Annotated in this window: 19 protein-coding genes; 7 read left to right on the top strand and 12 right to left on the bottom strand. The window is 51.6% G+C overall.

The window, feature by feature from the left end; genetic code table 11:
- The first annotated feature begins 113 nt into the window (after nucleotides 1-113).
- Nucleotides 114-302: a hypothetical protein gene (locus AK95_RS04685; protein WP_071218804.1), complete on the top strand. Its 189-nt coding sequence runs from the start codon at nucleotides 114-116 to the stop codon at nucleotides 300-302.
- Between the two features lie 126 nt (nucleotides 303-428).
- Here AK95_RS04685 and AK95_RS04680 read toward each other — a convergent pair whose 3' ends face one another.
- The 10 genes from AK95_RS04680 to cidR all read right to left on the bottom strand — a co-directional run bounded on the left by AK95_RS04680 (nucleotide 429) and on the right by cidR (nucleotide 14,103).
- Entirely contained in the window at nucleotides 429-881 is a 453-nt protein-coding gene (locus AK95_RS04680) for a hypothetical protein (protein ID WP_071218803.1), read from the bottom strand.
- A 183-nt stretch (nucleotides 882-1,064) separates the two neighbouring features.
- Entirely contained in the window at nucleotides 1,065-2,936 is a 1,872-nt protein-coding gene (locus AK95_RS04675) for an ABC transporter ATP-binding protein (protein ID WP_071218802.1), read from the bottom strand.
- A complete protein-coding gene (locus AK95_RS04670) occupies nucleotides 2,933-4,660 on the bottom strand; it encodes an ABC transporter ATP-binding protein (RefSeq protein ID WP_071218801.1) in 1,728 nt (575 codons plus the stop codon). Before AK95_RS04670 ends, AK95_RS04675 begins: the two co-directional genes overlap by 4 nt.
- 11 nt (nucleotides 4,661-4,671) lie before the next feature.
- Nucleotides 4,672-5,232 (bottom strand): MarR family winged helix-turn-helix transcriptional regulator, encoded by a 561-nt coding sequence (locus AK95_RS04665; protein ID WP_071218800.1) that lies wholly within the window; start codon nucleotides 5,230-5,232, stop codon nucleotides 4,672-4,674.
- A 122-nt stretch (nucleotides 5,233-5,354) separates the two neighbouring features.
- Nucleotides 5,355-6,467 carry a ribosome small subunit-dependent GTPase A gene (rsgA, locus tag AK95_RS04660; protein WP_071218799.1) on the bottom strand — a complete coding sequence of 371 codons (1,113 nt, stop codon included), beginning with the start codon at nucleotides 6,465-6,467 and terminating at the stop codon, nucleotides 5,355-5,357.
- A 399-nt stretch (nucleotides 6,468-6,866) separates the two neighbouring features.
- Nucleotides 6,867-9,155: an ATP-dependent DNA helicase gene (locus AK95_RS04655; RefSeq protein ID WP_071218798.1), complete on the bottom strand. Its 2,289-nt coding sequence runs from the start codon at nucleotides 9,153-9,155 to the stop codon at nucleotides 6,867-6,869.
- 145 nt (nucleotides 9,156-9,300) lie between these two features.
- The gene (gene pdaA / locus AK95_RS04650; protein WP_071218797.1) at nucleotides 9,301-10,095 is read right to left on the bottom strand and encodes a delta-lactam-biosynthetic de-N-acetylase; all 795 of its coding nucleotides are present in this window, start codon (nucleotides 10,093-10,095) and stop codon (nucleotides 9,301-9,303) included.
- 145 nt (nucleotides 10,096-10,240) lie between these two features.
- Complete coding sequence (locus tag AK95_RS04645; RefSeq protein WP_071218796.1) at nucleotides 10,241-11,284, bottom strand: oxidoreductase; 1,044 nt, start codon at nucleotides 11,282-11,284, stop codon at nucleotides 10,241-10,243.
- 197 nt (nucleotides 11,285-11,481) lie between these two features.
- Nucleotides 11,482-13,104, bottom strand: a complete 1,623-nt coding sequence (locus tag AK95_RS04640; protein ID WP_071218795.1) for a catalase — start codon at nucleotides 13,102-13,104, stop codon at nucleotides 11,482-11,484.
- A 108-nt stretch (nucleotides 13,105-13,212) separates the two neighbouring features.
- Nucleotides 13,213-14,103 carry a cidABC operon transcriptional activator CidR gene (gene cidR / locus AK95_RS04635; RefSeq protein ID WP_071218794.1) on the bottom strand — a complete coding sequence of 297 codons (891 nt, stop codon included), beginning with the start codon at nucleotides 14,101-14,103 and terminating at the stop codon, nucleotides 13,213-13,215.
- 126 nt (nucleotides 14,104-14,229) lie between these two features.
- On the opposite strand from cidR, the gene AK95_RS04630 reads away from it, so the two are divergent.
- The 6 genes from AK95_RS04630 (at nucleotide 14,230) to AK95_RS04600 (ending at nucleotide 21,986) form a co-directional block, all read left to right on the top strand.
- Nucleotides 14,230-14,601 (top strand): CidA/LrgA family protein, encoded by a 372-nt coding sequence (locus AK95_RS04630; protein WP_071218793.1) that lies wholly within the window; start codon nucleotides 14,230-14,232, stop codon nucleotides 14,599-14,601.
- Nucleotides 14,598-15,287 (top strand): CidB/LrgB family autolysis modulator, encoded by a 690-nt coding sequence (locus tag AK95_RS04625; RefSeq protein ID WP_071218792.1) that lies wholly within the window; start codon nucleotides 14,598-14,600, stop codon nucleotides 15,285-15,287. The genes AK95_RS04630 and AK95_RS04625 overlap by 4 nt, the downstream gene beginning before the upstream one ends.
- A gap of 270 nt (nucleotides 15,288-15,557) precedes the next feature.
- Entirely contained in the window at nucleotides 15,558-17,417 is a 1,860-nt protein-coding gene (locus AK95_RS04620) for an LTA synthase family protein (protein ID WP_071218791.1), read from the top strand.
- 801 nt (nucleotides 17,418-18,218) lie between these two features.
- Entirely contained in the window at nucleotides 18,219-19,571 is a 1,353-nt protein-coding gene (locus AK95_RS04610) for a hemolysin family protein (protein WP_071218789.1), read from the top strand.
- A gap of 151 nt (nucleotides 19,572-19,722) precedes the next feature.
- Entirely contained in the window at nucleotides 19,723-21,312 is a 1,590-nt protein-coding gene (locus AK95_RS04605; protein WP_071218788.1) for a PTS sugar transporter, read from the top strand.
- Nucleotides 21,313-21,431: 119 nt separating this feature from the next.
- The gene (locus AK95_RS04600) at nucleotides 21,432-21,986 is read left to right on the top strand and encodes a hypothetical protein (protein WP_235612994.1); all 555 of its coding nucleotides are present in this window, start codon (nucleotides 21,432-21,434) and stop codon (nucleotides 21,984-21,986) included.
- A gap of 110 nt (nucleotides 21,987-22,096) precedes the next feature.
- Here the strand turns inward: AK95_RS04600 and AK95_RS04595 are convergent, their stop codons facing one another.
- A complete protein-coding gene (locus AK95_RS04595; RefSeq protein WP_071218786.1) occupies nucleotides 22,097-23,131 on the bottom strand; it encodes a hypothetical protein in 1,035 nt (344 codons plus the stop codon).
- A 184-nt stretch (nucleotides 23,132-23,315) separates the two neighbouring features.
- Nucleotides 23,316-24,704: a class II fumarate hydratase gene (gene fumC / locus AK95_RS04590; RefSeq protein WP_071218785.1), complete on the bottom strand. Its 1,389-nt coding sequence runs from the start codon at nucleotides 24,702-24,704 to the stop codon at nucleotides 23,316-23,318.
- Between the last annotated feature and the right edge of the window lie 152 nt (nucleotides 24,705-24,856).

Here is a 24,856-nt window from a genome sequence, read left to right as displayed (position 1 = left end):
TTCACTTCTTTTAGATAACATGGGCCTACATATCAGAAATGACCTAAATCCAACCAAAAATAACATATTTCTGGTATAATGAGCTTACACATCGTTTACGGGAGGGACAGCCCATGGTTCTAGGCCCTGAGTATTTGGATCGAATTAAAGAGGACGTCTCGGAGAAAAAAGCGCAGGAGAAGCTGCGCGGTATCCGGCAGCAAAGCCTGCTTAGTGATTTTTTAATGACCCTTGCCGCTGCAGGTGCCTTCATTGTGGTGGCTGCCATCTTTGGTTTCATCTTGTATAACATACGATATTAGAGACCCTTCAATTATGCCTCCAAGGCAGTAAATCACTGAAGCTTATAGTTTCTTACCATTCCAAAAAGGCACCCTGACGGGTGCCTGTGTTATGTTATGACCTGGACCTGGATTACCTATGCAGGCCTAAGCGATTTCTGGTGCCGGTTCCTCGCGGTATGCCTCAAGCGAACGGTCCACGATGATCCGTATAAATTCCGGATCCATATCCTGAAGCCATGGCATGGCGTTGTCCCAAGCATTTTCCTCGATTTGAAGCGCGATCTGCTTCTGCTCCCATTCATCCACCGTTCGATCCATCCGGTCGCAAAGTTCTGTCAGCGTCAGGTCCATCGAATGGCCCAGCTCATGTGCAAATACCACCGCAAAATAGGCATGAAACGGCTCAAGCGTGCCAAACAGCTGCAAACACTGTTGGCGTATGACTTCGGTATACATCGTCACGCTGTGCGAATTCATGACATATTTCCCGCCGATTAAACGGCCCCCTGGAAAATACGCCTCCATCTCCACGGTGACACTGCTGCCCGACCGACGTAGAAGCTCTTGCGTGATTCGGTTCAGTTCGGACTTATTCAATAATGATCATGGCTCCCTTTAAAGATATAAACATAAACATCATTATAAAAGAACCATATGAAAATGCAATAACAAATATGCCTGCCGGCTTACTCCCAACTTACCAAAACCTATCATTAATCTCCCAAAAAAAGACCCACTCCGCACGCGGATGGGTCTCTTATTATAACCTTCCTTGCCTCGCTACCCAGCTTCATGCTGGTCACTGAATTGACTGTTATACAAGTCCGCATAGAAGCCGCCTTGAGACAGCAGCTCTTCATGGGTTCCCTGCTCGATAATGCTGCCCTTGTTCATGACCAGAATCAGGTCCGCATCCCGGATCGTGGACAGTCGATGCGCGATGACAAAGCTGGTGCGGTCCTTCATCAGCTCATTCATCGCTTTCTGGATATAGAGCTCAGTTCGGGTATCCACGCTGCTGGTTGCCTCGTCGAGGATCAGAATCGATGGATTAGCCAGAATGGCACGCGCAATCGTAAGAAGCTGCTTCTGCCCCTGCGATATGTTAGAGGCCTCCTCGTTCAGAACGGTATCGTAGCCGTCCGGCAGCGTCCGGATGAAATGATCCGCATGAGCCGCTTCCGCCGCTCGGATGATCTCTTGTTCCGTGGCGCCTTCGCGTCCATATCCGATATTATCCCGGATAGTCCCGTTAAAGAGCCATGTATCCTGCAGCACCATCCCGAACAGGCTGCGGAGTTCGCCGCGCCGAAGAGCGGTAATATCGGTGCCGTCTATCGTAATCTTGCCCTTATTCAGCTCGTAGAACCGCATCAGCAGATTAATGAGCGTGGTTTTCCCGGCACCGGTCGGTCCGACGATGGCGACCGTTTGCCCGTGCTTCACGTCCACATTCATATCCTCGATCAGAAGCTGGTCCGCTTTATAGCCGAAGCTCACATTCTCAAAAGACACATCGCCAAGCGGCTTCTTGAGCGCTGCCGGAGCTGTATGCTCTGACACTTCTTCTTCCTCATCCAGCACTTCAAATACGCGCTCTGCCGATGCGATGGTGGATTGAATGACGTTCGCGATATTCGCAAGCTGGGTAATCGGCTGCGTGAATTGGCGTGAATACTGGATGAATGCCTGAATATCCCCGATCTCAATCGCTCTGCGGGTAACGAGCACGCCGCCGACGACACTGACGATCACATAACCGATATTTCCGACAAAACCCATCAGCGGCATGATGGTACCCGATATAAATTGGGCTCTCCACCCGGCATCATAGAGCTTGTCGTTGACCTCATCAAATTGCTCCATGGATTGTCGTTCCCGGCCAAAGGCCTTCACGACCTTATGACCCGTGTACATTTCTTCCACATGTCCGTTCAGCTCACCCAAATGCTTCTGCTGAGCTACAAAATGCTTCTGCGAACGCTTGGCAACCACAATGGTGACCACCACGCTAAGCGGCAAGGTCAGAATAACCACCAACGTCAGTAGTGGACTGATCGTGAGCATCATCACGATAACGCCGACCAGCGTGACAACGGAGGTAATCATCTGCGTCAGGCTCTGCTGCAGCGTACTGCTGATATTGTCCATATCGTTGGTCACCCGGCTCAGCGTTTCCCCATGCGTCCGAGCGTCAAAATATTTCAGCGGCAAACGGCCGAGTTTGTTGTAAACATCCTTACGCAAATCATACACGGTCCGCTGGGCCACACCAGCCATAACATATTGCTGGATGTATGCAAATAGAGAGCTTAAGAGATATAAACCTGCAAGCCAGAGCATGATCGTCCGAATAGCGTCAAAGTCGATCCCGGCCCCCGGCACGCCTTGCATCTTGGCCATGAAGCCCTTGAACAGGATCGTGGTCGCATCCCCTAATATTTTCGGGCTCACGATGCTGAATATCGTACTGAGAATAGCTGCAATCAAAACGATCAGCAGCTTGCCGGTATGCGGTTTAAGATATCGCGTTAACCGGCGAAACGTGCCTTTGAAATCCTTGGCTTTCTCCCCCGCCATTCCGGGCCCGTGCGGGCCGCCAAAGGGACCGCCAGGTCCCCGGGGATGTCCTCCCCGTTTCTTCTCACTCATGCGATCTCCTCCTCTGACAGCTGCGAGGTAACGATTTCGCGGTACACATCGCTGGAAGCCATGAGCTCCTCGTGCGTGCCGATGCCGGCAATGCGTCCCTCATCCAGCACGATAATCCGGTCAGCGTCCATGACGGTGCTTACCCGCTGAGCGACAATCAGAACGGTAGCTTCCGTCGTTTCCTCGCGGAGCGCTGCCCGAAGATTGGCATCCGTCTTGAAATCCAGCGCCGAGAAGCTGTCATCAAACACATAAATCTCGGGCCGTCGAATCAGCGCCCTTGCAATCGAGAGCCGCTGCTTCTGACCGCCGGATACGTTGCTGCCGCCTTGCGAAATCTCGGCATCGTATCCGCCCTCCATGGAGGAGATGAAATCGGCGGCCTGAGCAACCTTCGCTGCATGCCGGATCTCCTCGTCTGTTGCATCTTCTTTACCGTAGCGGATATTCTCCGCAATGGTACCGGTAAAGAGCAGCGCCTTCTGCGGCACGAATCCGATCCGGCCCCGCAGGTCCTCCTGCATCATGTCCCGGATATCCGTACCGTTGACGAGAATCCGCCCCGATGTCACGTCATAGAAGCGAGGGATCAAGCTGATCAGCGTCGATTTACCTGAGCCGGTTCCGCCGATGATCGCCGTGACTTCACCCGGCCCGGCATGGAAGGAAATATCCGAAATGGCGGGTTCCTCCGCACCCGGATAATAGAAGGTGACATCCTGAAATTCAATCGAGCCGTGCTCCACGCCGGCATCGCTCGGCTGCTCCGGATCATGGATCTCCGGCATCATGTTCAACACCTCATTGATCCGAACCGCCGATGCCTGTGCACGCGGAATCATGACAAACATGACGGATAACATGATGAGCGAGAACATGATCATCATCGCGTATTGGAGAAATGCCATAAGGTCGCCGACCTTCATATATTCGTCCTCTATGCGGTGGGCTCCGAACCAGACAATCGCCAGCGTGGCAAAGTTCATAACCAGCATCATGACGGGCATCATCGCCCCCATGATTTTATTGACTTTGATCGAGGTGGCCGTCAGGTCCTCGTTCGCGTCGTTAAAGCGGACGGTTTCATGGCCCATCCTGTTGAAGGAACGGATGACCCGGATTCCGGTCAGATTCTCCCGCAGCACGCGGCTCAGCGTATCAATCTTCACCTGGATCGCTTTGAAGAGCGGAATCCCTTTTTTCGCGATAAGGAAAATAGCCAGTGCCAGAATCGGCAGGACGATCAGAAGCACCGTCGTCAGTCCCGGGTCTCTCGACACGGCCATCACAATGCCCCCGATACACATCATCGGTGCTATCGCCATCATACGAAGGATCATGATCGTGACCTGCTGTACCTGCGTAATATCGTTCGTTGTACGGGTAATCAGGGATGCCGTACCAATCTTGTCGAATTCCTGCAGCGTGAAATTCTCTACATGGGAAAAGACGCGTCCCCGAACAATCTTCCCGAATCCCGTAGCGGATTTGGATGCCAAATAACTCGCGGCAATAGAGCACACCATGCCCCCTGCTGCTACCAGGAGCATAAAGCCACCCACACGCCAAATGTAAGGCACATCACCCTCAACGATGCCATAATCCACAATGTCTGCCATCAAGGTCGGCAGGTACAGATCAGACAGACATTGGAAAAATGTGAATAGCAGTACAAAAATGACCGCGGTCCGGTACGGTTTCATGTAGTGAAACAGTTTTAACAAATCCCCCACCCCTACTCGTTGTCTGATGTCGTTTCATTCGTTTTGCGTTTTTGCTCGTGGAAATGATACACCTTCGTTAACAGCTCCGTCAGTTTGACGCTGTCCTCTTCGCCTAGAAAATCCACCAGCTCGTTAAAGTTGTTCTTGACGTTCTGATAAGTTTCCTGGACAACGCGGTGCCCTTCCTCGGTAAGCTGTACGCGCACCGCACGTCGATCCTGTACATCCATCACCCGCTCCACCAGACCCTTGCTCTCGAGAGCGTTAATAAATTGGGTGATCGTCGGTGACGTAACATTCATCATGCTGCTGATTTCGGACACTTTCATGCCAGGACCATCAGGCTCGATATGATGTTTGAGTCCCATCAGAACGCGGATCTCGCCGGGCGTATAACCGGAAATCAAGTGCTGATCCCATTCCTGCTTGTGGAACATGCGTATGCTGTATAAGAGCCTGCCGGCGACGCTATCTTCTCGGCTGCCACCCTTCATGCACAGCCCTGCTCGCGATTCCTTTTCCTCTTTCCCGTTGTTCTCATGATGTAAATCTGGATGCTTATCCTCTGCCATGATCCACCTCTTTTCTGCAACCACTTCAATAAATAGATAGTCTGCCAATTTATTTGGTTACCTAACTATATACCTGAAAGAAGGCCGAAGTCAAATCGACTCCGGACCTCCCGTAACATCCATTATTCGTCATCGTACAGAAGCTGCTGGTACGTCCCCTTGCGGTCTCTGTCGCTCTTCCGTGAGGTCTTGCCTGAAATCTTATTCTGACGGCGGGTGCTGACCCTCTCTTTACGGGCGATATGGGCCAGCTCCCGCTCCGTCTTCTTGTAATTCGCGTATCGTCTCGCATCCAGTGTTCCGTCCTGCAGTGCTTCCCGGACCGCACAGCCGGCCTCCGTTTCATGACGGCAATCATGAAACCGGCACTGCTGGGCGAGCGTGGCAATGTCTGCAAAGGTTGCCTCGAACCCTTCTTCCGAATCCCACAGCTGCAGCTCCCGCATGCCCGGCGTATCCACCATAATCGCGCCTCCCGGCAGCACAAAGAGCTCTCGATGCGTCGTCGTGTGCCGTCCTCTTGCGTCCTCTTCGCGTATCCCTTGAACCCTCTGCATTTCCTGACCGGACAGCCAGTTCAGCAGCGTCGATTTGCCAGCACCGGAGGTACCCGTAATGGCGACCGTCTTCCCCTGAACCAGATAAGCCTGCAGCTGCTCCTTCCCTTGATCCATCAAGGAGCTCACCGAATGAACCGGCACGCCCGGTGCAACAGCCTCTACCTGCGCGACATAATCTTCCGGCGATTCACATAAATCCGCCTTGGTAAGCAGCACGACGGGTGCGGCTCCGCTCTCCCAGACCGCAATCAGATAGCGCTCAATCCGGCGGACATTAAAATCCTTGTTCAGCGCGTTAATGATAAACACGGTATCCATGTTTGCGGCAATGATCTGCTCATCCGGGATGCTTCCTGCTTCCCTGCGCGTCATCGCGGACTTTCGGGGGAGCAGCTGATGAATGACGGCACGGGATTCCCCTTGCAGCGGCTCCACCATGACCCAGTCGCCAACAGCGGGAAAATCGCTTTTGCTGGCTGCTTCGTATTCGTATTTGCCCGTGACAATCGCGGACTGCTCTCCCTCTTGCGTAATAATGCGGTATTGCTTCGAGAATTGGGCTGTGATGCGTGCAGGTACCAGCGCTTTATCCTGCTGCGGGATCTGCCCGGCCATCAAACTCCAATGCTCATTCCATCCATAGGCTTGCAGCATGGTCATGTCTTGTTTAGTCAAATTCGTTATATCCCCTTATCGTTATTGGATTGGTTGTTATCAAACACAAAAAAAACCGCAGATTTGTATCCGCGGCTAATCTGAATATATACAAGAAGAAGGCACCAAACCTCGTACGGCCAAGCCGATAAAGGTCATACCAAGCCCTTGTACAGACACAAAAAACCCGCAGGATACCAAGCACGGTCTCCTGCGGGCTCTTTCAGTATGGAGTTAAAGACAACTATAGCTACATGCCTTATACCCCTATACCATTAGAATTTCCCGTCCAAAGAGACCAACGTCAATGCGACCCATCCACTATGCATCATAACCATTTGACATCAGCCTCCTTCAGCTTAATTAATATATCCGTATTATAGGGGTCGTATTTCCAGGTGTCAACATCTCATGAAAAAATTAGATTCGCCTGTAATGCCTCCACTCCTCCGGCAGCAGCATCCCGTACTGTCGATTCAGAAAGCGGTCATCCACCAGCGTCAGCGTCCCGCTGTCCTGCTCCGATCGGATCAAGCGCCCTCCGGCCTGCAGCACTTTGTTCATGCCGGGGTACACGTAGGCGTAATCGTATCCCCTCTTGCCGGTACGATCAAAATAATCCTTGATGATATCATTCTCGAAAGATAGCTGCGGCAGTCCTACCCCGATGACCACGACGCTCGAAAGCCGTTCCCCCTTCAAATCGATGCCTTCGGAGAAAATACCGCCCATCACGGCAAAGCCGATCAGCGGATCTTCCGCATCCGCCTGGAAGGCGTTCAGGAATGCCTCCCGCTCCTCCTCGCTCATCCCATGCCCCTGGAGCAAGGTACGCGCTCCCGGATTCATTCTGGCAAACGCCTCATGAATATCCTGCATGTAAGGATAAGACGGCAGGAAGATCAAGGTGTTTACCGGCTTTTCCTGAACCAGCGCACTCAGCATCCGGACGATGGCCTCGCTGTTGCGCTCCCGATCCTTGAAGCGCGTCGATAACGGTAAAATTCGAACATCCAATTGCTCGGAAGAGAAGGGAGAGGGAATCGAGAGGCTGTAGTCCTCTTCCTCTGCTCCCAGCATGTCGCGGTAATATCCGAGCGGCATGAGTGTTGCCGAGAAAAATACGCTGGAGCGGTAGTTTTTTCCCGCCTGCTGAAGCAAATAAGAGGGGTCCAGGCAAAACAGCTTGAGAAACACCTCGCTCTGACTCATCTCCGCATACGTGACAAATCGGTCGTCATACAGCTTGGAGATGCGCAGATACCCCTGCACCGCAAAATAGCACTCCAGTAGCGCATCGGCCTCATCCCCGCTCTTGCCGGTCATCAGTTCTGCCTCCGCTTGGAGCGAGAAATCCTCAAGCAGCTCAACCATCATCTCCGGCTGCTGGGACCCGACAATCCGCTCTTCCTCCTCGCTGACCTTGCGCAGCACTTTAAAGCGGTTATTCACCCGCTTCGCCGCGTTGTAGAGCGCTAGATTGCTCTCTTTGTAAGCTCGTTGCAGTTCCAGAAAAGCCGATTTATTCAGCTCGGCCGAGAACATTCCCCGCGCACGGTCTACCAGATTGTGAGCCTCGTCAATGAGCAGCACGCTGCGTTTCTTCACGTCCTCCGGCATTCGCTTGAAGGATACGCGCGGATCGAACACATAGTTGTAATCGCAGATGACGGCATCGGCTGCATACGCGGCATCCAGTGAGAACTCAAACGGGCACACCGTATGCTTCCGGGCGTACTCTTCGACAACGGGTCTCGTGATCAATGTTTCATTCGAGAGCAAATCCAGTATGGCTCCGTTAATCCGGTCGTAGTAACCCTCCGAGAAGGCGCAGCCCATCTGACTGCAGCCTTCCGCCTCACGGAAACAAATCTTGTCCTTCGCCGTCAGCGTGACCGTGTGCATGCAAAGTCCTTGACGTTCCATACGCGCCATGGCTTCCTCCGCGGTGGTTCGGGTGATCGTCTTGGCCGTCAGATAAAAAATCCGCGACAACAGGCCCTCCCCGATCGCTTTAACCGAAGGAAACAGCGTGGATATGGTTTTCCCTATGCCTGTCGGCGCTTTGGCAAACAATCTTCGTCCTTCCCCGATGCTTTTATAGACGGCCCCGGCCAGCTTCCGCTGCCCCTCGCGGTAAGAGGGAAACGGAAACTTCAATTCGCGGATGCTCCGATCCCTCCGCTCGCCATGCTCCCGCAGCAGGTTGGCATAAGGCGCATAAGCCGCCACGACCTCCAAGACAAAGGATTCCAGCTGAGCGAAGCTCCATTCCTGTACAAACTGCTTCCGCTCTCCGCTCGGGACCTGGAAGTAGGTTAATCTCACCGCCATCTTCGGAATCTCATGCTGCTTGGCGTACATATAGGCGTACATTTGCGCCTGTGCCCAATGAACCGGGTACGTGTGCTCCGTAATCACGCCCAAATCGCCGGAGGTCGACTTGATCTCGTCAATCATGATCCGCTCTTCCTCCTGAATCAGACCGTCGCAGCGACCTTCCACGACAAACAGAAGATCCTCGTAAGGAATCTCCACTTCAAGCTGAACTTCCTTCTGATCGTTCTCACCATAGTCGCGCTGCACCTGTTGATGCGCCCGGGTCCCCTCGGTCAAGGATGTCGCCGTGCGAAAACCCGAGGTAATGCTGCCGCTGCGAAAGACGTATTCCACCAGCGGCCTGACGGATATTTGGATAGTATGAGGCATGATGGTCTCCTTCGTTCATGTTCTATGAAGGGTATTATACCAAACATTCGTTCCTGAAAGCGAAGCATCCAAGTTCGTTCGAAACAAAAAACGTGCAGAAGGCATCCTGACAGGATGGCGTTCTGCACGCTGTATGCAACTATGCTTACGGGGCTTTCTTCTGCATCTGATCCAAACTCTTGAACTCGTACCCCCGATTCCTGGCCTCGTCAATGATTCGCCCAAGCGCCTCGGTGTTGTCCTTGGAGATCGAGTGCAGCAGGATCACAGCGCCCGGGTGGAGCTGCGCGGTTACCTTATCATACGCATACTGCGCACCACGCTGGGACTTCACGTCCCAATCCATATACGCGAGCGACCAAAAGACATTGGTGTAACCCAACTGCTTGCTGGTCGCCAGCGACCGCTCATCAAAAATGCCCCGCGGCGTACGCAAATATTTCATGTCCGGCTGACCGGTTATGCGCATAACCTCCTTCTTCACCCGTTCCAGCTCCTCGGTCAGCTTCTCTGCCGAGATCGTGGTCACATCCGGATGATTCCAGGAATGGTTGCCGATAATATGGCCTTCCGCCGTCATCCGCTTCAGCAGATCTTCCTGCGTCTTCACGTAGTGTCCGGTCACGAAAAAGGTGGCGGGCACCTTCTTCTCTTTGAGCGTATCCAGGATACGGGAGGTATATCCGTTCTCGTATCCGTTATCAAACGTAAGATAAAGCTCCTTCTGCTCGGCATCGCCCATGAAGATCGCATCGTATTTTTGCAGGAGCTCCTTAAAACCCTCCTCGTTGATGGAGGGCAGCTGGCCATTGACGCTTTTTTTGAACCCAAAATGAAACGGACCGCTTCCGCCCGCCAAAGCCGCTCCGGCGATGGACAGCATCACCGCCAAGCTCATAAGAAGCATAAGGGCCGGACGAAGGATACCACGTTGCTTCATATCCGTTCTCTCTCCTTCATTGTTGTGATATGGATCGACTCCCCTGATGAAAGACCTGCCAAGGGTAGCATCACCTAATATCCCACAAATCGGAGCAAACTATGTGTTGGCGAGCAAGGACTCAAATACCGGATTCAGCGGCGTCTCACGTGATCTTGATCAATCGGCCCTTCTGATGACTCTGCAATGCATACTCGATCATGCGAATAACATTGCGGGCTTCTTCAGGCTGGACGGGTAACGGGCCATCCTTCTGAATCGCTTCGGCTAGCCCCTGATAAAAGGCCTGGTAGCGGCCGGGCAGCGTCTCAATCTCGCCCTGTACCGCAAGCCCGCTCAGCTCGGTAGCAAGCTCCCCGTACTGGTCCGGCTGGTCTTCGCCCCAGCCCGCATCCCCCGGGTGCATCCCCTGCTTCAGCTGGCCTTCCTGAGGGTCTGTTCCATACTTCAGGAAGCTTCCTTTATCCCCGTGCAGCTCGAATTTCGGGCCGGCTTGCCGGACCAGCGAACCGGAATGCAGAATAACGCGAAACGTTTTGTAACCCAGCACCAGATGAAAATAATCATGGGTTTTGGACCCTTTGCGCTCCGTCCTCAAATCCGCCCACAGCGTCTCCGGCAGACCGAACAGGAACAGCGCCTGATCAAGCAAATGCGAACCTAAATCGTACAGAATGCCGGACCCGGGATTTCCCTGTTCCCTCCACCGCTCCGATTGCACCTCCGGACGGTAGCGGCTGAACTGCGCCTGATAAATGGAAAGCTTGCCGAGCGCCCCCGTCTCCAGCAGATTGCGGACGGTCAGAAAGTCATTGTCCCAGCGGCGGTTGTGATATACCGTCAGCAGGACACCCTTCTGCTTGGCAAGATCAATCAGCTGATCCGCTTCGGCGGATGTTACGGTAAACGGCTTCTCGACGACCACATGCTTACCAGCCTCGATGGCTAACCGGGTATATTCGTAATGCGTTGCATTCGGACTCGTAATGATGACAACATCAATATCCGGATTAGACAAAAGCTCATCCACACTATCGACAACCGCCGTATCAGGCAAATCCTTATGAACCTTGTCCGGATCTGATGACACAACCGTGTGGACTTCGTAATCCGGCACGCTTCTCAGGATAGGTGCATGAAACACCGACCCGGACAGGCCGTAGCCGATGATTCCCGCTTGTATTGCCATAAAGCAAGCCTCCTCTTCCCATGGTTCTATGTTGATTCGATATGTATCGTTTTGATTCCTTGCAACATCTTAACATTCCGCAAATATTTTACAACCTCAAATGGGAAAGCCGCCTGCACATTAATCACTGTACAGGCGGCTTTCTTTATTGCCATAGCTAAATGATAACCTGGAGACCGCTCTCGGCCTAGCGAATTTTAGTAAGGATCCGCCTCATGGCCCATGCGGTTTGCATCCTCTACCGCCTGCTCCCGTACGTTCTCGTTCGAGCCCTTTCTGGCCTGCTCGAGTCCTTCCCGCACGCGGCGTCCATAATCCTCATCCGCATTTGTGAAATATTCCACCATCTTGTCTTGAATCCGGATATCACATTGGATCAGCGCACCCACCAGGTTGCTAATCAATTCGTTTCGCTCCCAATCCTCAAAGGCTCTGTACGTATCCCCGGCCTGCTTGAAATCCAGCGTGCGATCCAGCTTCTGCCGGACGAGGTTGGCATTATAATGGGGCTGATGCGGTTTCGCTGTCTGAGCGGCTTCCACCAGACCGTCGGTCATGGACGGCTCGTAATCCACATGTGGACTTTGCCCTGGTGCCTTATCCACGTAATAAGACATCTGCCCGCCGCGCTGATTAGTAGCGACCCGCTTCTTCGGCGCATTGATCGGCAGCTGCAAATAGTTGGTGCCCACCCGATGCCGCTGGGTATCCGAGTAAGAAAATGTGCGACCTTGGAGCATCTTGTCGTCCGAGAAATCGAGCCCATCCACCAGCACGCCCGTGCCAAAGGCCGCTTGCTCCACTTCGTTATAGTAGTTCTCCGGATTGCGGTTCAGCACCATTTTGCCTACCTTCAGGAACGGGAATTGATCTGCCGGCCACAGCTTGGTAGCATCAAGCGGATCGAATTCCAGCTCCGGATGCTCATCATCGCTCATAATCTGAACGCATAGCTCCCATTCCGGATAATCCCCGCGTTCAATGGCCTCATATAAATCCTGTGTCGCGTGGCTGTCATTCATGGCCTGGATCTTGCTTGCTTCTTCCTGGGTAAGGTTCTTAATGCCTTGCTTGAGCGGTTCCCAATGGTATTTGATCAGCACGCTATTGCCCTCTGCATTGACCCATTTGTATGTATTCACACCAGAGCCCTGCATTTGGCGGTAGTTAGCCGGAATGCCCCATGGGGAGAAAACAAACGTGATCATATGCGTCGCTTCCGGGGAACGGGAGACAAAGTCAAACATGCCGACAGGCCCCGGAACGTTGGATACCGGATCCGGTTTGAACGCATGGACCATATCCGGAAATTTGAGCGGATCACGGATAAAAAATATTTTCAGGTTGTTGCCGACCAGATCCCAGTTGCCTTCTTCGGTGTAAAATTTCACGGCAAACCCGCGCGGATCCCGAAGCGTTTCCGGTGAGCCGGCACCGTGGATAACGGTGGAGAACCGGACAAACACCGGTGTGCGCTTGCCTTCAACCTGAAACAGCTTGGCCCGGGTATATTTCGAAACAGGCTCATCGCCCACTTTCCCGTAAGCTTCAAAGTAACCGTGAGCTCCAGCACCACGAGCATGCACGACGCGTTCCGGAATGCGTTCCCGGTCAAAATGCGTGATTTTCTCCAGATAATGATAATTCTCCAGGGTCATCGGACCCCGATTCCCTACCGTTCTCACATTCTGATTATCCGAAATAGGATGCCCCTGGCGGTTCGTCAGCGTATCCTCCCGCTCCGTCTCGCCGCGGTTCTGGGCAAATCCTTCCCGTTCTGGGTTCGTTCCATTATTACCATCATGTTCTTGACCACTCACGAATGTCATTCCTCCTTGGATATAAGGCTTGTAAAATGGGTTCTCTTACTATGGATATTATGTCCAAGGAGTGAAAATGTATGAAATGTCCCTTAATTTAAAACAAACTTAATCATGCTCACCCAACAGTGCGCGCGTAAAGCTGATCCATTCCCTGACGGCAAAGGACAGGTATCGGTCCTTCCTCCAGATCATCCCGAGCTGCCAGGGGATCGAGGGATTATCCAGCGGCAGTATCGTCACGCGCGAAGAATCGATTTCCTTACAGATCGTCTCTGGCAGCAGTGCGATGCCCAGATTCGCGGCCACCATACCGCTGATGAGATCCCACTGCGAGCTTTCATAGACCACCCTTGGCTCGAAGCCCGCGCTGACGCATTCGCGGATGATCCGGTCATGCAGCGTAAAGTCCTCTCGAAACAACACAAACGCCTCGTCGGCAAGCTCATTCAGATGCACATGATCTCTGTCTGCGAGCCGGTGAGAAGGATGGACGAGCAAATTCAGCTTCTCTTTGACAAAGGAATAATAGTGGAATACGTCCTCATTGACCGGCAGCACCGCGACGCCGATATCCGTCTGACCGCTTTCCACATCCGCTTCGACCTTCTTCGCCCCATCTTCAATCAGCTGAATGGTGATCTTCGGATATTCCCGGTGGAACTGCCCGATCACTTCCGGGAAAAAGCTTGAACCTACCATAGGCGGAAGCCCAATACGGAGATGGCCGCGCTTCAGGTTCATAAGATCCTCCAGCTCGGCCGATACCCGCTGAAAGGAATCCACCATTTGCTGAGCCTGCTGATACATGATATGACCCGCGTCCGTCAGCTCAATCCGCTTGCCCTGCCGATAAAACAAAGTTACGCCCCACTCGTCCTCCATGTTGCGAATCGTTTTGCTGATCGTTGGCTGCGTAATATACAGCTTCTCGGCAGCCTTGGTGAAGCTCTGGTTCCTCGCTACCTCAAGAAAATACTCCAAGTGCCGTATATCCATCCGATACTCCCTCCGGTTTCTTCTATGTATAGATAAATGGAATGCATATCATTCGATATATGCATTTTACCTATGAAAATTATCGTTGTAAAATTTCATTACCAATGAAAATAAAGGAGGCCGGTCATGATCAACATATTGAAAGGAACGCTCCAAGTGGCCGGTTTCATGCTTCTCTCCTTAGGGATGGATCGACTGGCCGCTTGGCTGAATATAGGAATTCCGGGCAGCATTCTCGGAATCGTTGTTGTCTTCATACTTCTCGAAACCAAAGTCCTCCGCCTGGAGTGGATCGAACTCGGCGCTAATTGGCTGCTCGCCGAATTGCTGCTGTTCTTTATCCCTGCTGCGGTCGGCATCATGAAATATTTCCCGATGCTGGAGGCCGAAGGGCTCCAGATTCTAGCCGTGGTTTTGTTCAGCACCGTCATTGTGATGGTCAGCTCAGGACTAACCGCCGGCTTCATCTCATCCAGAAAGGAGCGAAAAACACCATGAACATCCTGTTGACGGTAATTCTCGGCTTATTGTTAACGATCGGGATTTATGGGGGGGCCAAAAAACTGTATCGCCGCCTGCCAAAGGTCTATTTGTCACCGCTCCTTATTACTCCTGTACTAATTGTTGTGATATTGACACAAACAGGCGTATCCTATGAATCATACAATGAAGGGGCGCAGTGGATCAGCAAGCTGCTTGGACCGGCTACGATCGCTTTTGCCGTGCCTTTGTATAAAAACTTCCAAACCCTTAAAAAGCATGCGGCCGAAATTATGCTCAGCGTGCTGACCGGATCGGTACTTGCGATGATATCCTCTGCATTTCTCGCAAAATGGATGCACTTGAACAGCTCGCTCGCCACCAGTCTCGTGCCGCGCTCCATAACAACGCCCATTGCCATGAACGTCTCGGAGGTCATTGGAGGGGTGCCGAACATGACCGCCGTCTTTGTCATTATGACCGGGATTCTTGGCTCCATGATCGGACCGGCCGTCATGCGGATCTTCCGGATTCGGGGCGATATCGCAAGAGGTGTGCTGTTTGGGACCAGCGCCCATGGAACCGGCACCTCCAAGGCATTCGAATTCAGCTCCCTTTCGGGGACGATCTCCAGCATTTCGATGATTGTCGCCGCTCTCTTCACCCTAGGAACCGCACCACTGATTATGTCCTTTCTTTATTAATATTGCTAAGACCCTGACAAAACCGGCGATGGCCGGTTTTTTTTGGTTGTCTATTTCATGTTGTTATAAGAAGCTTGGGGACTTACTTTAACTCTTTGACAACCTCCTCCGAAGAGGTCATAATAAGTTCTGTTCATTAGTTTTGTAAAATAAATGGTATACGGAATGTATATCAACAGTAAGAATAACGTCTATCGATTCTTAAATAACGAATGGCCGCTGGAGTTTTAGAATTAGGTATACCGCGGCACTGAAAGGAAGGCGATACAGGTGTTTTCCACCTCGCGGTTTCGGTTAACGATTACGAAGCCTTTTATATTTTTCTCTGTCATTATGCTGCTCAAAAGCTACCTGGCCTGGATGGTTATTTTTGATGATGTCATGCCATGGAAGCCGCTCATTACGGAAATTCCTTTTATTTGGCTTGCATTCAGCTTAATCGAATGGTTCGCTTCCAAGCGAAAGCTCGCTGCCTATATGAGTGTTAACTTATTGCTGACCGCCATATTCTTCGCAGCCATTATGTATTATAAATATTACGGTGTCATTGTTACGTATCACGCGCTGGAGCAGGTCAATCAGGTAACCGCGGTAAGCAATAGCGTATTCTCCTTAATGGACCCTTACTATCTGCTGATCTTCACGGATATCATCGGTATGTTTTTTCTATTATGGCGAAGTGACCGCGTTAAAAAATGGAAGATTCGGCATGCCAAGAAAGAAAAACGCAAAATTATCCCTATTGTTTTCGTTGTCTCTTTAATGCTGTGCCTGTTCCAAATTATGCCGAACCGCGCAAGCATGAACGAAATCGTGAAGGCTCAGGAGATGGGCATTCTTAACTATGAGGCCTATACGATTTTCCAGCAGGAGAACAAAGAGCTCGTGGACGCCAAGACCATCACGCAGGATAAAGTCAACGAATTGAAGGGCCTCGGAGCGGCTGATCAGGAAGCCCTGCTCTCGGGTGTCGCCAAAGGGAAGAACCTGATCATTATCCAGATGGAGTCCTTCCAGGAGTTCCTGGTCGACCTCAAGATTGACGGCAAGGAAATTACGCCTAACATCAACAAGCTGGCCCGCGAGAGCCAATACTTCCCGAACTTCTACCAGAATGTCGGCCAAGGTAATACTTCGGATGCCGAGTTTGTGGTGAATACTTCCTTCTACATTCCGCCGCGGGGAGCGGCAACGCAGCATTATGCGGACAGAGTTCTGCCAAGCCTGCCGAGATTGCTGCAAGGGGAAGGTTATGATACTGCGACTTTCCACACCAATGTGGTGGAATTCTGGAACCGTGGAGAGCTGTACAAGGCGCTCGGTTTCAACCGTTATTACGATAAAGCATTCTTCGGCGATGAAGATAAGCTGTTCTTCGGTGCCTCGGATGATGCCCTGTATTCCAAAACCGCAGCCGAGCTGAAGAAGATGAACGAAGCCGATAAACCGTTCTATAGCCATGTCATTTCCATGTCGGCTCACCATCCGTTCACGATTCCTGAAGATAAATATCGGATGACGCTGCCGGAGCGTTATGAAGGCACCTTCGTCGGCGACTACATCCGTTCGCAGAATTACGCCGATGATGCGCTTGGTAAATTCATTGAGCAGCTGAAGAAAGACGGCGTGTGGGATAACAGCCTGATTGTTCTCTACGGAGACCACCTCGGACTGCCGATTTATTCCTTGGACAACAAGGATAAAGAGCTGATGCACGAAATTTATGGCCGTGATTATAACTCCGGGGATATGATCAATATTCCGCTTTTGATTCACGGAGAAGGCATTCAGCCGGAAGTGAGGGAGCAAGTCGGCGGGCAGATCGACCTCATGCCCACGGTGGCTAACCTGCTCGGCGTATCGATGGACAATCAGCTTCATTTCGGCCAGGATCTGTTAAACAACACCGATAATAACTTGCTGCCGGAACGGTATTACCTTCCTTCCGGTACCTTTATTAACAATACGACCCTGTACATCCCGGGAATCGGCTTTGAGGATGGAACCAAGCATCCGCTCCCGAACGCGGACGAGAAGAAGATCCAGGCGACCAAGGAAGAATTCGAACGCGCGCTGCAGCTGCTCCATCTGTCGGACAGCTATATCAGACAGCTGCCATACCATAAATAGCCCGTTGCTTAATAGGACAACTCTTTCGATAATCGAAAGGGTTGTCCTTTTGTTGTGTTCGGCAGAGAATCGCCGGCAACCCTTGATGCATAAGGTTTTTCACACCCGAGGGCGACGGTTATTTGACATAGCGGCTTACTTTTTCTTATGATTAATAAGAAAAACTCTATCGATGTACTTTCACAGTAGACAGACCGCGTTTAGAGGAAGTTTTTCTTGCGATTATCGAATTTGTTCAGCTTCGCTGAAAACTATAAATTTTATAATCTTAGCAATATACCTTGTTTTGAAACTCGCATTCGTGGTGAAATTACGTACAACAACTTAAATGACTCATACTCATACGCTGACAATTAAGCCATATATTTTTTATGAACAAATCGATTATGAATTGTAGGAGTGACGATCCGACTTGGACCCCATACGAAGGATAAACAGAATTATATGTTCAACACTTGGCCTTCTTCTGATTGCTTCCTTTACGCATGTCCCCCTGGTGGACATTACCGATTCCGCTGCTGCTACGCAGGGAATGGAAGCGTCTGAAGGGACTCTTCCATCGCCAACGCCGATACCCAAGAGCCCGGAACCCGTTCGGTTGATGTTGGAGTCGAAATACCATGTGTCTCTGCTTTCCTTGCATAACGTTACATGCCGCACGGATACCGATATGTTTCTGCTCCTAAAGCACATGAAACTAGACCCTTTAAAATTCCGGTCGAATTATGTTGACAGCCATGCATAGTAAGTGATGGTTATTAAAAAACTAATTCGGATCAGATAAAAAAGGATGTGTTTTGTTTGGATGACAGTATAGGCTTAAATTTATTCTTAGTCGCTGTGCTTATCGCAGCTACCGCTTTTTTCGTTATGACGGAATTTGCTATCATAAGACTTCGCCCCAGCCGGGTAGACCAATTGGTAATGGAAGGGCGCAAAGGCGCGCTTGCCGTCAAAAAGGTAACTTCGAATCTGGATGGATATCTGTCCGCGTGTCAGCTGGGAATTACCATCACGGCGCTCGGTCTTGGTTGGCTCGGGGAACCGACCATCGAGAAAATTCTTCACCCGGTGTTTGATAGCTTTGCAATTCCTGCGGCCATCGGATCGCTAATCTCGTTTTTGCTTGCATTTATTATCATGACTTATATTCACGTCGTTATCGGTGAACTTGCGCCGAAGACGATTGCTATTAATAAAGCGGAAGCCGTGTCGTTCCTCTGTGCGACACCTATTATCTGGTTTAACCGGATCATGTACCCGTTCATCTGGTTGCTGAACGGATCCGCCAACAAGATCGTTCGTCTGTTCGGCATGCATCCCGCCAGTGAGCACGAGGAAGCTCACTCGGAAGAAGAACTCCGCATGATTCTGAGCGACAGCTATGAGAGCGGAAAAATCAACCAAGCCGAATACGGTTATGTAAGCCGAATTTTTGCTTTTGATGATATGCTTGCCAAAGAAATTATGGTACCCCGTACCGATATGATCTGCCTGTATGTCGATAAGCCGCTTGCTGCGAACCTGCAGATCATCAAGCGCGAGCAGTACACCCGTTTTCCGGTTGTACGCGGTGACAAGGACCAGATCGTCGGCATGGTGAACACCAAGCAGTTCTTTCTGGAGTTTGATGACAATTCCAACATCGACTTGACCAAGCTGATTCATCCGGCCATGACGGTATCCGAAGCGATACCGATCAAGAAATTGCTTCGGAAAATGCAGCAGGAAGGCACGCATATGGCCATCCTGATCGATGAATACGGCGGCACCTCGGGGATGATCACGATCGAGGATATTCTCGAGGAGATCGTCGGCGAAATCCGCGACGAATTCGACGAGGATGAAGAACGCGAGTTGACCCAGCCTGAGCCGAACCGCATTATTGCCGACGGCAAGGTATCCATTAACCGGATCAACGATCTGCTTCACATCGACCTGAGCACCGATGATCTGGATACGATCGGCGGCTGGCTATACGGACATAACTCCGAGCTTGCCAAAGGCGATACATGGACTTACGGTGAACTGACGTTTACCATCATCGAGAAGAAGACCCACCGCTACACGAAGCTGCAAATTTTTAAAGAAACAGCCGAAACAGCAGCGGAAGAAGCAGCTGCCGTCGCAGCTGCAAGCGAAAACAACGAATAGATAACAGATAGCCAAGCCGCCATGCAGCCCTTACAGGGTTATGCATGGCGGCTTTTCGTATATCGGAATGGCATTTTAACACTTTAACAAGTTATAACTCTACTGTAATATAGAAATAATCGAATTTTATATATATGGGGGGCAGCAAGTCATGAATCGTCAAATCGCTATCATTGGAAGCAGCGGCGGCAATCTGTACAATCTCGGCGGCAAAGACCCGCGCAAGCTGCTGGATGAGATATTGATGCAGCTGGAGAGCGCAGGCTTGTCCTGCGGGGCGCTGCAGTTTATCGCTGCCCAGGTCTCTATGGATGCAGCCAAAGATACAACGCCTGCCGCGCTTTACAGCTGGAGCATTTCTCAAGGGGAGCCGGTCGTCATTGCCGAGGGCACTCTTCAGCAGGTCAATCAGGCGGCTGAACGGCTGGACCGGGAGATTGCCGAGCAGATTGAACTCGGCGAGATTGACGGCATCATCGTTATGAGTGCCGACCCTGAGGGCAGCAACCGGCACGCCATTGAGGCTGCTGCCAAGTTCCGGTTGCCAGTGACCGGTACTGGCGGGACTTCCATGGCCATCATACAAACCAAAGGCGCGCATGTCATCGCCGCTTCGGGTACCACTGGAACCACCAACCGAACCCGCGCGGTCACCTTTGTTACTTCCCTCAGCAAGCATTGGCGACTAACGTATCGGCCGGTCATCGGAAATGCAGCCGCGAACCTTCACGGAGCGTCCGGAAGCTCGTCGCCATGGCGGCGCATCAATATTCGGGGCATTATGATGGCATCCCTCCCCGGGTTTATCGGCATGGCCCTGATCCTCGCAGTCAGCAAAATCCCGGGGTTATCCTCGCTGACTGAAGTGTTTGATCTATTGATTAAGGCGCTGCCGGTCATCGTTGCTGTCATCGCAGCCAAACAGGTATCCGAACTGGACGAGGTATCCATCGTGGCAGGCATCGTGGCAGGTGTCCTCTCCATCGAGGGGGGCATTATCGGAGGCATCATTGGCGGAATTGGCGCAGGTATCATCGTCCATTACATATTCCGTCAGTGCGTGGAGTGGCGTTTCCCCGCAACCACGGTCAACATTGTTGCAGGCGGTATATCGGGGCTGATTGCCGGTCTGCTGGTTTACTTCCTCATTGCACCGATTGCGCTAAGTGCAGGGCAAGGTATCCGCTTCCTGATCGAAACGCTTGTCTCCTGGAGCCCGGCTATAGCCGGATTGATTGCAGGCCTGCTGATCTGGCCCGCGATCATTGGCGGCGTTTATCATGCGGCCATCCTGCCGATTGTACTCTTGGAGATGGAGACAACAAGCAACAGCTTCCTCGGCGCGGTCGATATGGTCGGTCTGGTGATGGTGTCCGCAGGAATCACGCTGGCTAACATTATCGCCCCGCGTGATAAGGGAGAAGCGGCCGTAGCGGCTCCCGGTTTTGCCATCAATATGGGGTTTGGCACCTTCGTTGAAGCCGCCTATCCCTTCATGTTTTCGAACAAACTCGTGTTTGCTGGAGCGATTGCTTCCGCAGGTCTTGGCGGCATGCTCGTCGGTTTATTCGGCGTTCGGGGAACCGCCTACGTGCCTTCCTTCATCGGTCCCATCACATCGAATAACACCATTGGCTTCCTGATCTCTATGGCAGCCAGCATGCTCTGCTCGTTCCTGATTACGTTCTTCGTAAACAAACTGTCCGGTTATCGGGATGCGAAAAACACCGTGAGCATGTAGGATATGGTCAGCTCCAATAAGCAGGATTTTAACTAACCAAACGTCCTGAAAAAGGGTTTATATTATAGATAGGCTCCCAGATTTGGATGCCTATACCCGAAAAACGGAAGGAGGTTATGATGATCGTGAAATTCAGAAGAATATCGTTGTTCGCGCTGACAAGTGTCCTGCTAGCCGCTTCGCTGGTCTGGAACAGCGAACCAGCAGCCGCTAGCGATGCAGAGAACTATTCCGTGAAGGCAGCAGGCACCCCCCTGACTAGCGTTTTTGTTCACAAAGGCAAAGCGTACGTCCCGCTCAAGTCCTTAGCTGATGCAATGGGGTATGAAATTTCCTATACGCTGAAGGAAGAGTTGGACAACTTTCATCAATATGACGTGAAGGCTGCGAACAGCCCCCCGGTATCGATATGGGGCAACGACAGATGGGGGTATACGATCGTTCGGCGGGCAACGCAAGAGATGAACGTGAACGATATCGACATTTATAAGCCGGCCAAGCTATGCCCCGAGGAATCGGATCATTGCAAGCTTGATGAGAGCAAGTATAACGGCCCTCTTTTCATCAAGAATACCCTCTACGTACCTGTCCGAGATATGGCCACAGCCTTAAATCTGAAGCTGACCATGAAGCACACCCAGAAAGGGAGCATCATTCATCTGTCCCAGCGCTGAAGCTCCCATTTCCCCTAACGAATACTTAAAAAAGCCAGGCAGAGTCATGAACTCCGCCTGGCTTTTATTCGGAATTGAGGCAATCCAATCCTTCAATTTTTCCATATTCCTCATTCCAGTCCTCTGATTTCAATGTCATCCGTGGACGTGATTTTCGTAATATCAAACTCTCTGAAAATATGGGTGCTCTGTTTCCCCTTCATATCAAAATCCTGCTCTAGCTTCTTCACACGGTCCGGCGTCTTCAAATCCGCCCCATAATATTCAATGTGAAGGTCCGTCTCCCCCGGTACCGTCACCGAAGGCAGCCGCCGAATCAGCTCCAGCACCCGTTCCTTCTCTTGCGCCAGATTGTCTGCCGTCAGATCCGCGAATACGATTAAACTGATATTCTGACTGATATTCCCGTCGGTATTTGCGAGTTGGTTATAATCACGCTCGATGGTGTCGATATCGGAGTTAACATAAGCATTCGCAAACGCCTGGTCCGGATAAAGTTCAGCCAGCAGAGGTTTCAGCCGGTCTCTCAGCTGCTGTCCCCAAAGCAGATTCAAATATGTATCATTCGATATGCTGGGAGGGCTGGCTTCATTGCTGCTAAGCGTGAATTCCAGCTCAGGCGACTGTACCGGATGGGCTTTCAGATTGTATGAGCCGATGGCCCAGGTATAGTCCACGTCCGTAACTTTAAAAGGTTCGTTGTACTTCTGTTCCAAATAGGACTCTGCCGCCTCCTGGACCTCTCGTTTCTCGGCGGCCGTCTTCATGAACGGAGCAGATCCCCAGGTATACCCCGCGTAGATGGACCCGGCGAACAGGGCAAGTCCAATCACCGTCCGCAAGACGATTTTCCAAGGAGAGGCGAATTGGCGCTTCCGCTTCTCGTCGAACATCGGTTTCTTGGGTGATCGGTAGTTGAAGTAAATAACCGGTATAATCAGACCTATAATATGTAGTCCAATAACGAGCGGACCAATAATCAGGCCCAAAAATCCCAATGTCATGAAAAAAATAAACAAAGCCGCTCCCTGAAACGCCATAAGCAGCGTTCCGCCTATAATCATACCCGGCGTCCCGATATAAAACATCCCGAGCCCGGTGCATACCAGAGAGAGCAGCGTGGCAATCCATTGATGTTTCTTCAAGTTATCATCCGTCCTTCATGCAAATGGTTTGTCAATCATGGTCAATATCCTGACACCCTATTATAACCGCTGCGAAGCTTGGGAAAAGAAAAAATCTAAAAACCCAAAACCCATTTCACCGTCGTGAAATGGGTTTTGGGTCAACCGAGGCGTGTTTTCCGATCAAGCTCCAAACATTGAGCCCTTACTCCTTCGGATGGATCATTTCTTCCGGACGAACGATCCGGTCAAAATCCTCTCCGCGGAGCAGCCCGCTTGCCAGAGCCGCCTCGCGAAGCGTTGTCCCTTCTTTATGCGCTTTTTTTGCGATGGCCGCTGCATTCTCATATCCGATATGCGGATTCAGCGCCGTCACCAGCATCAGCGACCGCTCCATGTTCGCACGGAGAACGTCAAGGTTGGCTTCGATGCCGACCGCGCAATTCTGGTCGAATGAATCCATCGCATCCGACAGCAGGCGTACGGACTGCAAGAAGTTATAGATGATGACCGGTTTAAAGACGTTTAGCTCAAAATTACCCTGGCTTGCTGCAAAACCGATCGTGGCATCGTTGCCCATCACTTGGCAGACCACCATCGTCAGTGCCTCGCTCTGGGTTGGGTTCACTTTCCCCGGCATGATCGAGCTGCCCGGTTCGTTGGCAGGGATCGAGATCTCGCCAATCCCGGAACGGGGACCGCTTGCCAGCCAGCGAACGTCGTTGGCGATCTTCATCAGATCGGCAGCCAGCGCCTTCAGTGCCCCATGGGCAAATACAATCTCGTCATGACTGGTCAGCGAATGGAACTTGTTGCTGGCCGACGTATAGCTTTTTCCGATTTGCATGCTGATTTCAGCTGCCGTCATTTCTCCGAATTTCGGATGAGCGTTAATGCCGGTGCCGACGGCTGTGCCGCCAATAGCCAGCTCACGCAGCGGTTCTACGGCGGAAGCCAGCATCAATTCACACTTCTCGAGCATCCGGTGCCAGCCGCTGATTTCCTGTCCGAGGGTCAGCGGTGTGGCATCTTGAAGGTGCGTGCGGCCGATTTTGATCAGGTCCTTATATTCATCGCTTTTCTTCTCGAGCGTTTTCTTCAAGCGGCGCAGCGCGGGCAGCACATGATCTTCCACGGCCACGACCGCGGCCATGTGCATTGCTGTCGGAAACGTATCGTTAGAGCTTTGGGATTTGTTGACGTCGTCGTTGGGATGAACGCGCAGGGCGCTGTCTTTTTGCTCAAGCAGCTGATTGGCCCGATTCGCAATGACTTCGTTCACGTTCATATTGGACTGCGTGCCGCTGCCGGTCTGCCAAACCACCAGCGGAAAGTGCTCATCCCACTTGCCGGCCACAATCTCGTCGGCGGCGGTCGTAATGGCATCCACTTTGTCTGCGTCCAGCTTGCCAAGCTTGCCATTCACAATAGCCGCGCTTTTCTTCAATATCGCAAACGCCCGAATGATTTCCTTCGGCATCGTTTCGGTTCCAATCCGGAAATTCTCGGAACTGCGCTGTGTCTGCGCTGCCCATAGCTTATCCGCAGGCACTTTAACCTCACCCAGGGTATCCTTCTCAATACGATAATCCATCCCAACTTCCTCCTTTGGCTTCCTTGAATTTAAGCGCTTATTATTCCATCTCCCCTATTATGACATAGACTTGCCCAAGAAAAAAACAGACCGGATGAACAGCTGCGACTTCCATACATACAGCCTTGATTCGGCTGCTTTCCAGGCTCGCT

Source organism: Paenibacillus sp. LC231 (assembly GCF_001860525.1).
In the GTDB taxonomy this organism is placed as follows: Bacteria; Bacillota; Bacilli; order Paenibacillales; family Paenibacillaceae; genus Paenibacillus_AQ.
The sequence above is the reverse complement of the archived record's forward strand: the minus strand, read 5'-3'. Positions and strand labels throughout refer to the sequence as shown.

What these genes read in the sequence shown, in the direction of transcription:
- AK95_RS04675 (WP_071218802.1), bottom strand. Translation starts at nt 2,936, where the DNA reads ATGAGTGAGAAGAAACGGGGAGGACATCCCCGGGGACCTGGCGGTCCC.
- AK95_RS04645 (WP_071218796.1), bottom strand. Translation starts at nt 11,284, where the DNA reads ATGGCAATACAAGCGGGAATCATCGGCTACGGCCTGTCCGGGTCGGTG.
- AK95_RS04685 (WP_071218804.1), top strand. Translation starts at nt 114, where the DNA reads ATGGTTCTAGGCCCTGAGTATTTGGATCGAATTAAAGAGGACGTCTCG.
- fumC (WP_071218785.1), bottom strand. Translation starts at nt 24,704, where the DNA reads ATGGATTATCGTATTGAGAAGGATACCCTGGGTGAGGTTAAAGTGCCT.
- AK95_RS04625 (WP_071218792.1), top strand. Translation starts at nt 14,598, where the DNA reads ATGAACATCCTGTTGACGGTAATTCTCGGCTTATTGTTAACGATCGGG.
- AK95_RS04600 (WP_235612994.1), top strand. Translation starts at nt 21,432, where the DNA reads ATGATCGTGAAATTCAGAAGAATATCGTTGTTCGCGCTGACAAGTGTC.
- AK95_RS04665 (WP_071218800.1), bottom strand. Translation starts at nt 5,232, where the DNA reads ATGGCAGAGGATAAGCATCCAGATTTACATCATGAGAACAACGGGAAA.
- AK95_RS04605 (WP_071218788.1), top strand. Translation starts at nt 19,723, where the DNA reads ATGAATCGTCAAATCGCTATCATTGGAAGCAGCGGCGGCAATCTGTAC.
- cidR (WP_071218794.1), bottom strand. Translation starts at nt 14,103, where the DNA reads ATGGATATACGGCACTTGGAGTATTTTCTTGAGGTAGCGAGGAACCAG.
- AK95_RS04630 (WP_071218793.1), top strand. Translation starts at nt 14,230, where the DNA reads ATGATCAACATATTGAAAGGAACGCTCCAAGTGGCCGGTTTCATGCTT.
- pdaA (WP_071218797.1), bottom strand. Translation starts at nt 10,095, where the DNA reads ATGAAGCAACGTGGTATCCTTCGTCCGGCCCTTATGCTTCTTATGAGC.
- AK95_RS04655 (WP_071218798.1), bottom strand. Translation starts at nt 9,155, where the DNA reads ATGCCTCATACTATCCAAATATCCGTCAGGCCGCTGGTGGAATACGTC.